This window comes from Prosthecobacter sp., from assembly GCF_044226605.1.
GTDB lineage: Bacteria > Verrucomicrobiota > Verrucomicrobiia > Verrucomicrobiales > Verrucomicrobiaceae > Prosthecobacter.
Map to the genome: position 1 here is coordinate 39074 of NZ_JBGAGS010000011.1, position 15958 is coordinate 55031.

Annotated in this window: 9 protein-coding genes; 8 read left to right on the forward strand and 1 reads right to left on the reverse strand. The window is 61.8% G+C overall.

Annotated features, from left to right (window positions below; genetic code table 11):
* Nucleotides 1-66 precede the first annotated feature (66 nt).
* A complete protein-coding gene (locus tag ACILSO_RS16470) occupies nucleotides 67-3174 on the forward strand; it encodes a PSD1 and planctomycete cytochrome C domain-containing protein (protein WP_395738527.1) in 3108 nt (1035 codons plus the stop codon).
* Nucleotides 3175-3265: 91 nt separating this feature from the next.
* A complete protein-coding gene (locus tag ACILSO_RS16475; RefSeq protein ID WP_395738528.1) occupies nucleotides 3266-4720 on the forward strand; it encodes a DUF1501 domain-containing protein in 1455 nt (484 codons plus the stop codon).
* Nucleotides 4721-4855: 135 nt separating this feature from the next.
* Here ACILSO_RS16475 and ACILSO_RS16480 read toward each other — a convergent pair whose 3' ends face one another.
* Nucleotides 4856-5701, reverse strand: a complete 846-nt coding sequence (locus ACILSO_RS16480) for a helix-turn-helix domain-containing protein (RefSeq protein ID WP_395738529.1) — start codon at nucleotides 5699-5701, stop codon at nucleotides 4856-4858.
* A gap of 138 nt (nucleotides 5702-5839) precedes the next feature.
* On the opposite strand from ACILSO_RS16480, the gene ACILSO_RS16485 reads away from it, so the two are divergent.
* From ACILSO_RS16485 to hisH, 6 genes are all read left to right on the forward strand, one after another.
* Nucleotides 5840-8023, forward strand: a complete 2184-nt coding sequence (locus tag ACILSO_RS16485; RefSeq protein WP_395738530.1) for a PSD1 and planctomycete cytochrome C domain-containing protein — start codon at nucleotides 5840-5842, stop codon at nucleotides 8021-8023.
* A 5-nt stretch (nucleotides 8024-8028) separates the two neighbouring features.
* Entirely contained in the window at nucleotides 8029-9471 is a 1443-nt protein-coding gene (locus tag ACILSO_RS16490; protein ID WP_395738531.1) for a DUF1501 domain-containing protein, read from the forward strand.
* A 15-nt stretch (nucleotides 9472-9486) separates the two neighbouring features.
* On the forward strand, nucleotides 9487-12573 hold the full coding sequence (locus tag ACILSO_RS16495) for a DUF1553 domain-containing protein (protein WP_395738532.1): 3087 nt from the start codon (nucleotides 9487-9489) through the stop codon (nucleotides 12571-12573).
* A 364-nt stretch (nucleotides 12574-12937) separates the two neighbouring features.
* Nucleotides 12938-14359 carry a DUF1501 domain-containing protein gene (locus ACILSO_RS16500; protein ID WP_395738533.1) on the forward strand — a complete coding sequence of 474 codons (1422 nt, stop codon included), beginning with the start codon at nucleotides 12938-12940 and terminating at the stop codon, nucleotides 14357-14359.
* Nucleotides 14360-14725: 366 nt separating this feature from the next.
* On the forward strand, nucleotides 14726-15328 hold the full coding sequence (hisB, locus tag ACILSO_RS16505) for an imidazoleglycerol-phosphate dehydratase HisB (RefSeq protein WP_395738534.1): 603 nt from the start codon (nucleotides 14726-14728) through the stop codon (nucleotides 15326-15328).
* Nucleotides 15328-15948, forward strand: coding sequence for an imidazole glycerol phosphate synthase subunit HisH (gene hisH / locus ACILSO_RS16510; protein ID WP_395738535.1), 621 nt, complete (start codon nucleotides 15328-15330; stop codon nucleotides 15946-15948). Before hisB ends, hisH begins: the two co-directional genes overlap by 1 nt.
* Nucleotides 15949-15958: the final 10 nt, after the last annotated feature.

Here is a 15958-nt window from a genome sequence, read left to right on the forward strand (position 1 = left end):
TAGGACATCATAATCCCAAGAAAAGGCAGGGTGCGACGGACGTTTGCATGTCACTACGTACCAACCATGCGCCGAGCCTTTCTCATCCTTCTGGCCGTTCCCGCCCTGCACGCGGCGGACTCCGCCAAACTGAAATACAACCGCGATGTGCGGCCCATCCTCAATGAAAAGTGCTTTCATTGCCACGGCACGGACGCCAGCCATCGCAAAGGCGACCTGCGCCTGGACCTGCGCGAGAGCGCGACCAAGCCTGCGAAGTCAGGCGACATCGCCCTCGTCCCCGGCAAGCCCGAGCTGAGCCAACTCATCGCCCGCGTCGAACTCCCCCACGACAACGACGACGTCATGCCGCCGGACAAAGACGGCAAGCCTTTGACCGCGGAGGAAAAAGCCATCCTTCGCCAATGGATCAGCGAGGGCGCCGAGTATCAGGGCCACTGGGCCTTCATCAAGCCGGAGCGCTCCCCCGTTCCGCAGATCAAGGATGCCGCGTTCACCATTCGCAATCCCATCGACTCCTTCATTGCCGAGCGCCTGCAGGAGGAAAAGCTCTCCCCGTCTCCCGAAGCCGACCGCGCCACGCTGCTGCGCCGTGTCACGCTGGACCTCACCGGCCTGCCACCCACGCCGGAGGAAACCGCGGCCTTTGAAAAAGACACCAGCCCCAAGGCCTACGAAGCCGTGGTGGACCGCCTGCTCAAATCCGAGCACTACGGCGAGCGCATGGCCATGCAGTGGCTGGACTTCGCCCGCTTCGCCGACAGCCACGGCTTTCAGACCGACAGCAGCCGCGCCATGTGGCCCTGGCGCGACTGGGTCATCAAGGCCTTCAATGACAACAAGCCCTTCGATCAGTTCACGATCGAGCAGATCGGTGGCGACCTGCTGCCCAACGCTGCGCGCGATCAAATCGTGGCCACCGGTTTTAATCGCAACCACCGCATCAATGGCGAAGGCGGCATCATCGCGGAGGAATGGCGCATCGAAAACATCATCGACCGCGTGGAGACCACCAGCTTCACCTGGCTGGGCCTCACGCTCGGCTGCTGCCGCTGCCATGATCACAAATACGATCCCTTCTCGCAGAAGGATTTTTATTCGCTCTTCGCCTTCTTTAACAACGTGGCCGAGAGCGGCACCATCCAGGGCGCGTCCAATCGCAGCGGTGGCAACTCCGAGCCTGCCATCGCAGTGCCGGATGCCGAGGAAGAAAAGCAGATGGCGCAGCTGCGCAAAAAGATCGACGCCGCTCAGGCCCGGGTCACCGAGACGCAGCTCCAGCTCCCCAACCTCGTGGCCAGCTGGGAGGCAGACATGGAAAATCCCGAAGCAGCGAAAAAGCCCATGTGGGAACTGCTGCCCATCACCGATGCCAAGTCCCAGGGCAGAGCCTCCCTGCGCAAGCTGCCCGATGCCTCATGGATCGCCGGAGGGCGCAATCCAGAGTCTGATATCTATACCCTCACCGCGCCGCTGGCGGAGGGCAGCTTCACCGGCCTGCTGCTGGAGGCCCTGCCAGACCCCACGCTGCCAAATCAAAGCCTGGGCCGCGCCCCGAATGGCAACTTTGTGCTCACAGGCATCGAAGCCACGCTCAGCGCCCCCAGCCTGCAACAGCCGGTGAAAATCACCTTCGCCCGCGCCGAGGCGGACTACGCGCAAAAGGGTTACGATGTGAAGCTGCTGCTGGATAAAGACCCCAAAAACGGCTGGGCCATCGACGGCAACGACCCGCAGAAGCGCGTGGAGCGGAATGCGATGTTCCTGGTGGAAAAAGCGGTGCCCGTCCCCGCCGGGGCCACGCTCACCGTGCGCCTCCTCCAGCAGTCCAAATTCGCCAGTCACAATGTCGGCCGCTTCCGCCTTTCCACCACGGATGCAGAGCCCGCGCTGGCCAGCATTGACGGCACCGGAGGGCCGCCTGCCAGCGTGCTTGCTATCTTGAAGACACCCACGGAAAACCGCACGCCGCAGCAGCGCAGCGAGCTGGAAAAATACTACCGCGCCAGCGTGGACAGCCCCCTCCGCGATGCCGACTACGCCCTCGCCGCCGCCAAGGCGGAGCTGGACAAATACGAGCGCACCGTCCCTTCTGTAATGGTGATGAAGGAAGGCCCCGTGCGCGATGCCTTCGTGCTGAAGCGCGGAGAATATGACAAGCCGGGAGACAAGGTCAGCATGACCACACCCGCCGTGCTGCCGCCGATGCCGAAGGGCGCGCCAAACAACCGCCTCGGCCTTGCGCAGTGGATTGTGTCTCCGGAGAATCCTCTGACGGCGCGTGTGTGGGTGAACCGCGCGTGGGAGAAATTCTTTGGCTACGGCTTGTGCAAATCCACCGAAAACCTCGGCACGCAGGCGGAGTATCCCGTGCATCCGGAACTGCTCGACTGGCTGGCCACCGAGTTCATCCGCTGCGGCTGGGACATGAAGGCCATGCAGAAGCTCATCGTCATGAGCGCCACGTACCGCCAGTCCTCCAAGCTCACGCCGGCCCTGCTGGAGAAAGATCCCGAGAACCGCCTCCTCGCACGCGGCCCACGCTTCCGCCTGCCGGGTGAAGTCGTGCGCGATCAGGCTCTCTCCATCGCCGGACTGCTCGTGCCCAAGATCGGCGGCCCCAGCGTGAAACCCTACATGCCCGAAGGCGTGTGGGATGAAACCAGCAAATACGGCGATCTCCGCGGCTACAAGGCCGATACAGGCGAAGGTCTGTACCGCCGCAGCTTCTACACCATCTGGAAGCGCACCGCCGCCCCGCCCACCATGCTGATCTTTGACGCGCCCACCCGCGAGATCTGCACCGTGAAACGCAGCCGTACCAACACCCCGCTGCAGGCGCTCTCGCTGCTCAATGAAGTCACCTTTGTGGAAGCCGCACGCGCCCTCGCGCAGCAGATGCTGCAGCACGGCGGCGCCACGCCAGAGCAGCGCATCGCCTACGGCTACCAGCGCGCCACGGGCAAGGCCATCGAACCCGCTGCGCTCAAGCAACTGGCCGCTGGCGTGAAGCAGCGACTCGCTGAATTCCAGGCCAAACCCGCCGAAGCCACCGCCCTCATCGCTCAAGGTGCCACGAAGCCGGATGCTTCCCTGAACGCTGCCGAGCTGGCAGCTTATACCACCACCGCCTCCGTCCTTCTCAATCTCGACCGCGTCATCACCCGTGATTAACAGGACAAAAAATCAAACTCAGAAGTCTGGGAAATTTTTCTGCCCCTAATTTTTCTGCTCTCAATCCTTTCCTTCGAGACACCTCTCCGCCATGCACTCGCAGCGCCCCCCTTCCTTGCTCCACGTTCAGGACCGGCTCAACCGCCGCATCTTCCTCAAGAACTCCTCCGCCGCCATCGGAGCGGCCGCGCTCGGTTCTTTGCTCCACGATGAAGCCGCAGCCGCGTCTCCGACGCGCTATTTCCCCAACTTCGCGCCGAAGGCCAAGCGCATCATCTACCTCTTCCAGTCCGGCGCGCCCTCGCAGCTCGATCTCTTCGATCCCAAGCCGCAGATGGAAAAGCACCGCGCCGAGGATCTGCCCGCGAGCATCCGCCAAGGGCAGCGCCTCACCACCATGACCTCGGGTCAGAAGGCCTTCCCCGTCGCGCCTTCGCTCTTCAAATTCGCGCAGCACGGGCAGGGCGGCATCTGGCTCAGCGAGCTATGGCCGCATCTCTCCACCGTGGCCGATGAGATGTGCGTCATCCGCTCCATGTTTACGGAGGCGATCAATCACGATCCTGCCATCACCTTCTGCCAGACGGGTTCGCAGCTCGCGGGCAGGCCCAGCATCGGCTCATGGCTCAGCTACGGCCTCGGCAGCGCCAATCGCGATCTGCCCGCCTACGTCGTCATGACTTCCTTCGGCACCGGCCGCCGCGATGACCAGCCTCTCTACGACCGCCTCTGGGGCAGCGGCTTCCTGCCCACGCAGCACCAGGGCGTGCGCTTCCGCAATTCCGGCGACCCCGTTTTGTATCTCTCCAATCCCGCCGGCGTGGACCGCCCCATGCGCCGCCAGATGCTCGATGAACTCGCCGCGCTCAATCAGCGCGACTTCGAATCCTTCGGCGACCCCGAAACCGCCACCCGTATCTCCCAGTATGAAATGGCATTTCGTATGCAGATGAGCGTCCCCGATTTGACGGACACCTCCAAGGAACCGCAGCACATCATCGACAGCTACGGCCCCGAAGTGAAGAAGCCCGGCACCTATGCCGCGAACTGCCTGCTCGCGCGTCGTCTTGCCGAGCGCGATGTGCGTTGCATCCAGCTCTTCCACATGGGCTGGGACCACCACGGCGGCCTGCCCAATGCCATTCGAGGCCAGTGCTACGACACCGACCAGCCCACCACCGCCCTCATCAAAGACCTCAAGCAGCGCGGCCTGCTGGATGACACTCTCATTGTGTGGGGCGGCGAATTCGGCCGCACCATCTACTCCCAGGGCACCCTCACGCCCACCAATTATGGCCGAGACCACCACCCGCGCTGCTACTCCCTCTTCATGGCCGGAGCCGGCGTCAAAAAAGGCGCCACCTACGGCGAAACGGACGACTACAGCTACAACATCGTCCGCGATCCGGTGCACGTACACGACCTCAACGCCACGATCATGCACCTCCTCGGCATCAACCACGAACGCCTCAACTACAAGTTCCAGGGCCTCGACATGCGCCTGACTGGCATCGCTGGGAATGTGGTGAAGGGTGTGCTGGCGTAGCTGCGTCACGGCTGACAGTGCCAGATTCAAACCACTAATCGCACACTAATGTCAGGAACCAGAATTGAGCTCTCTGGTTCTTTATGAGTGTGGGATTAGTGTCCGATTAGTGGTTCCAGAACCCGTCCCCCTCCCTCACCCATCCTTTCGCTCCCGCTGCCTCGCTCGAAACTCGCCCGGCCCACAGCCCACCTGCCGCGCAAACATGCGGCTGAAGTAGTGGCGGTTGGGGAAGCCGAATTCGGCGGCGATTTGATCAATCGTCTTGTCGGTGAGCGCCAGCGCTTCGCCTGCCAGACGCACCCGCGTGCTCAGTACATAAGCCGCCGGCGTCTGTCCAAGGTGCTCTCGAAAAGCGCGGATAAACCGCTCCACGCTCATGCCTGCGCGCTCCGCTAAAAACGGATTCGTGAGCCGGCTGTGCGGTGCACGTGCGATGAAGGCCAGCACTTCCGCGATCCTTTCCGGAAGCGCCGAGGGTGCATCGATCTCCAGGGCCGCGAACACCGTGTGCAGCAGCGCCGCGCTCAGGTGGTGCAGCCTGTGGTCCCTCACCTCCGAAGGCTGATCCCGGTGCGTGCTGATCAGCCGGCGCAGCATCGGCTTCAGCGTGTCATCCACGGCAATCACCATCGGTTCGGCCGTCATCTTCACCCCGGGCCGTGCGGTGGTGAAGTGCAGCCAGAAGTGGCTGGCCTTCACCGGCCCGCAGCAGTCAAACACGGTGTCCGCCGGAATGAGCACCGCGCACTGCGGCCCCAGGGGAATCTTGCGCCCCTGATACAGCAGATGGCAGCCGGGCTTCGGATTGTGGTAAAAGCGCCAGAAGGGTGAGTCCACGCCCTGGTGGTTCCAGTTGTCCAGCGCGGGCTGGTAGCCGCTCTCATGGATCAAAAACGGCGTCCACCCAGACTGCGCCACACGCGCCAGATCCACGCCCCACGGCGTGGTGTAGTTCAGGTATTTGCGGCGCGCTGACATGCGTTGGATTGGAAATCAGATACGCCATGGCGCTGCCTTTTCACCAGTTTTCAGCATCAGCCACGCAGGATAAGACATAAAACAGCCATAAAGAGGCACAGACGCCGGGCGTTGTTTCAGGCAGCCTCTTTCCCCACCATGCAGCACCGGCTTCTCACTCTCCTCATGTTCTCCCCGGCATTGCTCACGGCAGCGCCAGGGCTGCCCGCAGACCACGCCATGCGCATGGAGCGTGGCTTGAAGTCATTTCAGCAGGACGTGGCGGCCATTCTCAAAGAAAACTGCCTCGGCTGCCATGGCGGCGAAAAAGTGAAGAGCGGCTTCGACATGGCGACGCGTGAGGATTTTCTGCGTGGCGGCTCCCATGGCTCCGCCGCCGTGCCCTTCGACTCCAAAAAGAGCGCGCTCATCGAGCAGATCAATCACGCCAAAGAACCGCACATGCCCGATGGCAAGCCGAAGCTCGGCGCCGATGTGATCGCCAAAATCGCCGCGTGGATCGACGATGGCGCGCCGTATGCCGAGCCGCTCATTGCAGGCAAAAAGCCCAATCGCGATCTCTCGGCCGTCACGGAAGAAGACCGTCGCTGGTGGTCTTTTCTGCCGCTCAAAAAAAGCAAAGCCCAATCCATCGACCAACTGCTGGTCAAAAACGCCGGGGGCGCATCCTTCAGCCCGCCGGCCACTCCCGCCACGCTCGTGCGCAGGCTTTATCTGGACCTCACCGGCATCCCGCCGACACCAGAGGAACTCAGCGCAGGACTCAAAAACACTGACGCCGTCATCGACAAGCTGCTCGCCTCACCGCGCTACGGCGAGCGCTGGACACGCCACTGGCTGGATGTGGCCCGCTACGCCGAAAGCACCGGCTTTGAGCAGGACTACGACCGCCCCTTTGCCTTCCACTACCGCGACTTCGTCATCAAGGCATTGAACATGGACATGCCCTATGACCAGTTCGTGAAATGGCAGCTCGCAGGAGATGAATACGAACCGCGCAATCCGCTGGCGCTCGCCGCGACGGGCTTTCTTGGCGCGGGCGTGTTTCCCTCCCAGATCACCGCGAACGAAGTCGAGCGCACACGCTACGATGCCATGGACGACATGCTCAGCACCACCAGCGCCGCGATGCTGGGCCTTTCCGTGGGCTGCGCCCGCTGTCATGACCACAAGTACGACCCCATCCCCACGCGCGACTACTACCAGCTCCTCAGCACCTTCACGACCACGACACGCAGCAATGTGGATGTGCATCCCGACGGCCAGGTGACTCCCGCCGTGAGCACGATGGACAAAAAGAAGAACACGCCTGATGTGCCCGGTAGCACGCGCATGATGATCTGCGGGGAAGGCTACGATCCCATCGTCATGCACACGCAGGGCGACCCCTTCTTTGACAAGACCTACCTGCTCAAGCGCGGCAATCCCGACTTCAAGGACGGCGAAATCGCGCCGGGATTCCTGCAAGTGCTCGCCCGCCCTGCGGATGAAAAACGCTGGCAGTGGCAGCCACCGCAGGGGTCCAGGTTTTCCGGTCGCCGCCGCACACTCTCAAACTGGATCACCGATGTCGATCACGGCGCAGGTGCCCTGCTGGCACGCGTCATCGTGAACCGCCTGTGGCAGCACCATTTCGGCACGGGCATCGTTGCCACGCCGAATGATTTCGGCAAAACCGGCACCGCACCCGGCCAACCGGAGTTGCTCGACTGGCTCGCCAGCCAGCTCATTGCCAACGGTTGGAAATTGAAGCCGCTGCACCGTCTCATGCTTCAATCCAAAGCTTATCAGCAGAGCTGCCAGCACAGTCCTGCAAAAGAAATCGCCGATCCTGCCAACGTGCTCTTCATGCGCCGCACCCCGCAGCGGCTGGAAGGCGAGGCCATCCGTGACTCCATGCTCGCCGTCAGCGGCATGCTTGATGAAACGATGTTCGGCCCCGGCACGCGCGATGAAAACAGCCGACGCCGCAGCATCTATTTCAACATCAAGCGCAGCCAGCTTATCGGCAGCATGGTGGCCTTTGATCTGCCCGAGCCACTCGTCAGTCAGGGAGCACGGCCCACCACCACCGTGGCACCGCAGGCGCTTATTCTCATGAACAGCACGCAGGCACGCCAGTGGGCCGATGGCCTGGCCAAACGCCTCGCGGATGCGGGTGGCACCCAAGAGCAGATCACCCGCGCCTACACCCTCTGCTTCTGCCGCGCGCCCACCGCCGCGGAACTCTCCCAAGGCACCGCCTTTCTCCAGCAGGGAGGCACCCTGGCCGACTACTGCCAGGTGCTGCTGAGCCTGAATGAATTTGTGTACGTGAACTGAACCCGATGACCGCCATGAACACATCCCCTCACCTTTCCCGCCGTGCGCTGCTGTCCCGCGCGGGCGGCGGCTTTGGCATGCTCGCCGCTGCAGCCATGCTCGACCGCGATGCCCGGGCCGCGTCTTCACTGAATCCCTTTGCACCCAAGCTCCCGATGCAGATGGGCAAGGCGAAGTCGATCATCTGGATCTTCACCAACGGTGGTCCTTCGCAGGTCGATACTTGGGATTACAAACCGGAACTCCAGAAGCGGGATGGCAAGGCGCTGGAAGGCTTCGATCCGAAAACGGGCTTCTTCCCCGGCTCCGTCGGTCCGCTGATGGCATCGCCGTTCAAGTTCCAGCAATACGGGCAGAGCGGCACCTGGACCAGCGAGCTGTTTCCCAAAACTTCGATGCATGTGGATAAGATGTGCTTCATCCACTCCTGCTGGACCGGCTCCAACAATCACTCACCGGCGCTCTTCATGATGAACACCGGCATGACGCGCATGGGCTACCCCTGCGTCGGCTCATGGGTCAATTACGGCCTCGGCAGCGAGAGCGATTCACTTCCCAGTTTCGTGGTGATGACCGATCCGCTGAACCGTGGTCTGCCCAAAGGCAGTGCGTCAAACTGGGGCGCGGGCTTCCTGCCCAGTGTGTATCAGGGCACATGGCTCAAGCCCACCGGCGCGCCCATCGACAATCTAGCCGTACCGGCCTCGCTCACGCCCAGGCGCCAGCGCGCCCAGCTCGATCTCCTCGCAAAGCTCAACTACAGCGCCCTGGCGGAGTCGCCGATTGAAAGCGAACTCAATGCACGCATCGAGAGCTTTGAACTCGCCTACCGCATGCAGACCGCGGCACCGGAGGCCTTCGATGTGTCAAAAGAGCCCGATCACATCAAGAAGCTCTACGGCGTGAATGAAAAGCACTGCGGCCACTTCGCCGCGCAGTGCCTCACCGCCCGGCGCATGGTGGAGCGCGGCGTGCGCTTCATCCAGCTCTACTCCGGCGGCATGGAAAACCAGCAGAGCTGGGATGGGCACAACGACATCGCAGGCAATCACCGCGGCTTTGCCCTGGAGAGCGACCAGCCCGTGGCCGCGCTCATCGCCGATCTGGAACAGCGTGGCCTGCTCGATCAAACGCTCATCATCTGGGGCGGCGAATTCGGCCGCCTGCCCATCTCGCAAAAAGCCGCAAAGCCGGGCCGCGACCACAATCCGCATGCCTTCACCGTCTGGATGTGCGGCGGTGGCGTCAAAGGCGGCTACCACCACGGCGAAAGCGATGAGATCGGCTTCAAGGCCGTCATCGACAAAGTCAGCGTGCATGATCTTCATGCGACGATCCTTGCCGCAGCCGGACTCGATCACGAACGCCTCACCTTCAAATTTCAAGGACTCGACCAGCGCCTCACCGGCGTGGAGAATCCGAAAGTCGTGACGAAGGTGTTTGCATAAGTTACTCTCAAAACCATGACGCGCGGTTTTCTCCCCCTCCTTCTTCTTTTCTCCACGCTAGCATCCTCACTCGCCGCCGCTCCCGCGAAGGTGAAGTTCAATCGCGATGTGCGCCCCATCCTCTCGGACAAGTGCTTCTTCTGCCACGGCCCAGATCCCAAGAAGCGCGAAGCCGATCTGCGCCTGGACGTGCGCGAGGCTGCCGTGGAGGCCAAGGCCTTTGTGCCCGGCAAGGCGGACATGAGCGAAATCATCCAGCGCATCCTCACCACGGATGCGGATGACCACATGCCACCGGCCAAGTCAAAGCTCGCCGATCTGACCGCAGCGGAGGTCGCCATCTTGAAGCAATGGATCAATGAAGGCGCCGAATACGAGGCGCACTGGTCTTTCATACCCTTGAAAGCGGATACCACGAATCAGCGCAGCATCGACGACATCGTCAGCACCGAACTGGCAGAGCGGAGTCTCAAACTCCAGCCCGAGGCCGCACCGGAGACGCTCATCCGCCGCCTCAGCTTCGACCTCACCGGCCTGCCGCCCACCCCTGAAGAAATCAGCGCCTTCGTCACCGAACATCAGTTCGATCCAGCATCCAGCATCAAGCACCTCGTGACGCGCCTGCTGGCTTCACCGCATTACGGTGAGCGCATGGCCGTGGACTGGCTGGATCAGGCGCGCTATGCCGACAGCTTCGGCTTTCAGGTGGATCGCGAACGCGAGGTGTGGCCCTGGCGTGACTGGGTGGTAAAGGCCTACAACGAGAACCTGCCCTTCAATCAATTCATCACCTGGCAGCTTGCGGGCGATCTGCTGCCAAACCCCACCGACGAGCAAATACTCGCCACCGCGTTCAACCGCCTGCACCAGCAGGAAAGCGAAGGCGGCAGCGTGGAGGAAGAGTACCGCGTGGAATACGTCGCCGACCGCGTGCAGACCGTCGCCACCGCCTTCCTCGGCCTCACCTTCGAGTGCTCCCGCTGCCATGACCACAAGTATGATCCCGTGACGCAGAAGGACTATTACGGCCTCTTCTCCATGCTGCAAAACATCGATGAAGCAGGGTTGTATTCCTTCTTCACCCCTTCCCCGCCCACGCCCGCACTGATGATGATGGACGCGCCCGCGAAGGAAAAGCTCGCCGCGCTGAATGCCAAAGTCGCCGCCCTCGAAAAGCAACTGGGTAGTGCGGGCAATCCTGCCCGCAATGCCTTGGAGTTACAGTCAGGAGTGCCCGCATCACTGGAAAACCAGATCGCCCACTTCACCTTCGACGAACTCAAAGGCAACAAACTCGCAGACACCCTTCATCCCGCTCCGCCGCCGGCACCTGCGCCGCCAAAGCCCGTGGCCGACGCCAAGGCCAAAACTCCCGCTGAGAAAAAGAAAGAAGCCAAGGCCCCGCCTCCTGGTCCCGAGGCCGTGCTGAAAGGCGAAAACAAACTCGTCCCTGGCAAGATCGGAAACGCCATCCAGTTCACCGGCGATGACTCCGTGGACACGCCGCTCGGCAATTTCAATCGTCACGACCCCTTCAGCATTTCGCTCTGGATTCAGACGCCGGACGAAAAGGAGCGCGCCGTCGTCCTCCACCGCTCCCAGGCATGGACAGATGCCGCCAGCCGCGGTTACGAACTCCTCATTGAGGAGGGCCGCATCAAGTGGTCCCTCATTCACTTCTGGCCCGGCAATGCCATCTCCATTCGCACGCAGGCCAAAGTCCCGCTCAAGGAGTGGACCCACGTCATCGTCACCAATGACGGCAGCAGCCGCGCCAATGGCCTCAAGATCTATATCAATGGCAAGCTTGCTGCCGTGGACGTGATCAAAGACCACCTCACCAAAAACATCACCGGCGGCGGCCATGACAACATCAGCCTCGGCGAGCGCATGCGCGATCGCGGTTTCAAAAACGGTCTCGTCGATGACCTCCGCATCTTCGACCGTGACATTTCGCTCCCGTTTGATGCCAAGCTGCAGCCGCTGCTCGCCGAGCTGAAAACGGCACGCGCCGAGTTCACCGCCTTTGCCGATGCGCAGAAGGAAATCATGGTCATGCAGGAGCTGCCGCAGCCCAAGAAGGCTTACATTCTCACACGTGGCGAGTATGACAAGCGCGCCAAAGAAGTCGGCCCCGTCACCCCCGCCTTCCTCTCTCCATTTCCCAAGGATGCGCCGAAGAACCGCCTCGGCTACGCGCAGTGGCTTACAGCGTCCGATCATCCGCTCACCGCGCGTGTCACCGTCAATCGCATCTGGCAGAGCCTGTTCGGACGCGGCTTGGTGAAGACCGCCGAAGACTTCGGCAGCCAAGGCGAGCGCCCCCTGTATCCCGAGCTGCTCGATCACCTCGCGCTGAAGTTCATCGAGAGCGGTTGGAGCGTGAAGGCGCTGATTCAGGAGATCGTCACCAGCCGCGTGTACCTCCAGCAAAGCATCGCCGATGCCAAGACCATGGCTGACGATCCCGACAACCAGTGGCTCGCCCGCGGCCCGCACTTCCGCCTGCCTGCGGAAATGATCCGCGACAACGCCCTCGCCGCCTCCGGCCTGCTCAAGCTCACGATGGGTGGCGCACCGGTGTATCCCTATGAGATGACCGAAGCCTTCAAGCCCATGGGCCCCAGCGCAGGCGATGCCGTATATCGCCGCAGTCTCTACACCAACTGGCGCCGCACCAGCCCCCCGCCTGCCATGGTCGCCTTCGATGCCCCACGCCGCGCAGTCTGCATTTCCAAACGCGAACGCACCGACTCCCCGCTGCAGGCCCTCATCCTCCTCAACGGCGTGCAGTATGTCGAAGCCGCCCGCGTGCTTGGAGAGAAGCTCCACTTAGAAACGAAGGGCGATGTGCCGAAGATGATCGAACTCGGCTTCCTCCGCTGCCTCAGCCGCAAACCGGATGCGAAGGAGGTCAGCATCTGCACGCAGCTTTATCAGGAGCAGCTCGCGCATTTCAAAGCCACTCCCAAGGAAGCGGAGGAACTGCTCAAGACCGGGAATGCGAAACGTGATGCAAACATTCCCCTTCCAGAAGCCGCTGCGGCAGCCGTGCTGGCGCAGGCTTTGCTGAACCACGATGCGTGTGTGGTGAAGCGCTGAGAAGAAGAAACCACTAATCGAAAACTCATTTTGAAAACATCTGTCATGAATGGAACTCGATTAAAGGGATGGGGCGCAGCCTTTGCAGGCTGGAGCATTCAAGCCACGCGACAGCGTCTTGGAGTGCGGTGGCAGAGATGCACGGCGCAAGCCTGCATCGGCGACACCGCTTTCGCGGGGTGGAGAATGTTCTTGGGCCTAAGATTGGCGTCCGGCTTGCAAAAGCGGTGTGGCACTACGCTTCCCACCGCACTCCACGACGCTGTCGCGCTTTCGTTCCCCCAAAAAATGCCGACCACGCACAAACAACGGTCATTAACCGAGTGTCGCTAATAACTGGCATTCCCACTCTAACGCAGCCCACATGAATACTTCGAATTTGCTCCTGAATCGCCGCTCCCTCCTCAATCGCTTTGGCATGGGCCTCGGCGGCATCGCGCTCAGTGAGATGCTTGCCCAAGGCTCCGAATCTGCGGACCACGGCGTGCTGGGCGGCACGCACTTCACGCCGAAGGCGAAGAGGATCATTTATCTCTTCATGTCGGGCGGGCCGTCCCACCTTGACTTGTTTGATTACAAGCCGCTGCTGAACAAACGCCACGGAGAGCAGCTTCCAGATTCTGTGCGCGGCACCCAGCGGCTTACGGGCATGTCGGGAAATCAGTCGTCCATTCCGATGGTAGGCTCGCCGTTCAAATTCACGCAGCATGGGCAGGCGGGCGGGTGGTTCAGCGAGCTGCTGCCCCACACGGCGAGTATCGCGGACGACATCTGCGTGGCGCGCTCCATGTTCACGGAGTCGATCAATCATGGCCCCGGCGTTACCTTCTTCCAGACGGGGTCGCAGATCGCGGGGCGGCCCAGCTTTGGGTCGTGGCTGAGCTATGGGCTGGGGGCGGAGAATGCAAACCTGCCTTCCTTCACCGTGCTCATCACCAAAGGCAAAGGCGGGCAGCCCCTCGGCTCCCACCTCTGGGGCAGCGGCTTTCTGCCGACGAAGCACCAGGGCGTGCTCTTCCGTGCGGCGAAGGATCCGGTGCTGTATCTTGGCAATCCTGCCGGTGTCAGCGCGGACAGCCGCAGGCTGATGCTGGACCGCCTCAAGGAGCTGCACGAGCATCAGTTCGCAGGCACGCCAGATGCGGAGATTCAGAACCGCATCGATCATTACGAAATGGCCTTCCGCATGCAGACCAGCATCCCGGAAGTGACGGATCTCAGCGACGAGCCGCAGCACATCCTCGACAGCTACGGCCCGGATGTGAAGACGCCCGGCACCTTTGCCGCGAACTGCCTGCAGGCGCGTCGTCTGGCGGAAAAAGGCGTGCGTTTCATCCAGCTTTACCACCAAGACTGGGACCACCACGGAGGCCTGCCCGGCGCGCTGCCAAGACTCTGCAAAGAAACCGACCAGCCCGCCGCCGCACTGATCAAGGACCTCAAGCAGCGCGGCATGCTTGAAGACACCCTCGTCGTCTGGGGCGGCGAATTCGGTCGCACGGCCTACTGCCAGGGCAAGATCAGCCCCAACTTCGGTCGCGATCACCATCCGAGGTGCTTCAGCGCTTGGTTCGCCGGCGGCGGCATCAAGGCAGGCTCCGTGTATGGCGAGACAGACGACTTCGGCTACAACACCGTGAAAGACGGCCTCCACATCCATGATTTCCACGCGACGCTGATGCAGCTGCTGGGCATCGACCATGAGCGGCTGACGTACAAGTTCCAGGGCAGACGCTATCGTCTGACCGATGTGCACGGCAAGGTGGTGAAGGGGTTGCTGGCGTGAGAGTTTAAGCACTCGGACGCCTCTAATCAGGCTCCAAAACGGATCAGCGCTCAGCAACGCCCATCGCACCGCGGGCAGTACGACAGACACTCTTGTCTGTCGGTCAGCGCTCCCGCAAACAGCCGTCGGGCACGGACATTCTCACAGCCCACGCCTCGGTGAAGCGAACCGCACGTCATCGGTCACTCGCATCCGAGTGTGTTTGCCACACGCTGATCGACGGGCAGGAACCGAAGAGTAGCGGAGATAGCCAGCCGCAGGCTGCCCGCAGGGCGAACGCAGCGAGGCAACGCCCATCGTACTGCCAGAAGGGCAACCGGGACGGTTGCACTACGGGGGAAAGCGTGTTCATTGCCCCTCCCCTTCATGAGCCAAACCCGCACAGCCAAGCAGCACCGCAAAACCGCCGAGACGGACATTGAGATCGAGCTCAATGTCGATGGTTCCGGCAAATCACAGATCGCCACGGGAGTGCCGTTCTTTGACCACATGCTCACGCTGTTCAGCAAGCACGGCCTGTTTGACCTCAAAGTGAAGGTCGTGGGCGACATCGAGGTGGACTATCACCACACAGTCGAGGACACCGGCATTGTGCTCGGCAACTGCTTCCGCGAAGCCCTCGGCAACAAAGCGGGCATCACGCGTTACGGCTTTTTCCTGCTGCCCATGGACGAAACCTTGGCCGAGGTGGCGATGGACCTCAGCGGCCGCGCCTTCCTCAGCTACCATGCGCCTGAGCGCGTGGAGGCCATCGGCGGCGTGAACCGCTTCAGCTATCAGCTCGTGGAGGAGTTCCTCCGCGCTTTCTCTTCCAGCCTGCTGGCCACACTCCACGTCGAGATCCGCCGCGGGCGCGATGCGCACCACATGGCGGAAGCCATTTTCAAAGGTCTTGCCCGTGCGCTGGATGCAGCGACGAAGCTGGATCCCCGCGTCACCGGCATCCCCAGCACCAAAGACGTACTGTGATGAAACTCGGAGTGCTTGATTACGGCGCAGGAAATCTGCGCAGCGTGTTGAATGCCTTTGATGCCATCGGAGCGCATGCCAATCTCGTCACGAAGCCGGAAGACTTCGCGGACATCGACATCCTCGTCTTCCCCGGCCAGGGAGCGTTTGGAGATTCCGTGCGCATCCTGAAGGAAACCCATCTGTGGGAGCCTCTGCGCACCTGGCTCAAAGCGGAGAAGCCCTACCTCGGCATCTGCCTGGGCTACCAGCTTCTGTTTGAAAGCAGCGAAGAGTGCCCCGGAGTGGAGGGCCTCTGCGTGGCCAAAGGGCAGGTGCGGAAGTTCGACTCCGCCAGCGGCCTTAAAATCCCTCACATGGGCTGGAATGTCGCCCAGTGGAATCCCGAGCAGTCCGCCGTCTGGCAGGGATTGCCGAACCCGACCTACATCTACTTCGTGCACTCTTATTACCCGGATGTGCAGGATGAATCTCTCGCCCTGTGCCGCACCGATTACGGCACCAGCTTCATCAGCGGCATCGCCAAGAAGAACCTCGTGGCCGTGCAGTTCCATCCGGAGAAAAGCCAGGAAGCAGGTCTCACGCTCTTGCGCAATGCGCTCAAGGTGCTGGCGCAGTAAAGTAGTCGAG

What these genes read in the sequence shown, in the direction of transcription:
- ACILSO_RS16470 (WP_395738527.1), top strand. Translation starts at nt 67, where the DNA reads ATGCGCCGAGCCTTTCTCATCCTTCTGGCCGTTCCCGCCCTGCACGCG.
- ACILSO_RS16475 (WP_395738528.1), top strand. Translation starts at nt 3,266, where the DNA reads ATGCACTCGCAGCGCCCCCCTTCCTTGCTCCACGTTCAGGACCGGCTC.
- ACILSO_RS16480 (WP_395738529.1), bottom strand. Translation starts at nt 5,701, where the DNA reads ATGTCAGCGCGCCGCAAATACCTGAACTACACCACGCCGTGGGGCGTG.
- ACILSO_RS16485 (WP_395738530.1), top strand. Translation starts at nt 5,840, where the DNA reads ATGCAGCACCGGCTTCTCACTCTCCTCATGTTCTCCCCGGCATTGCTC.
- ACILSO_RS16490 (WP_395738531.1), top strand. Translation starts at nt 8,029, where the DNA reads ATGACCGCCATGAACACATCCCCTCACCTTTCCCGCCGTGCGCTGCTG.
- ACILSO_RS16495 (WP_395738532.1), top strand. Translation starts at nt 9,487, where the DNA reads ATGACGCGCGGTTTTCTCCCCCTCCTTCTTCTTTTCTCCACGCTAGCA.
- ACILSO_RS16500 (WP_395738533.1), top strand. Translation starts at nt 12,938, where the DNA reads ATGAATACTTCGAATTTGCTCCTGAATCGCCGCTCCCTCCTCAATCGC.
- hisB (WP_395738534.1), top strand. Translation starts at nt 14,726, where the DNA reads ATGAGCCAAACCCGCACAGCCAAGCAGCACCGCAAAACCGCCGAGACG.
- hisH (WP_395738535.1), top strand. Translation starts at nt 15,328, where the DNA reads ATGAAACTCGGAGTGCTTGATTACGGCGCAGGAAATCTGCGCAGCGTG.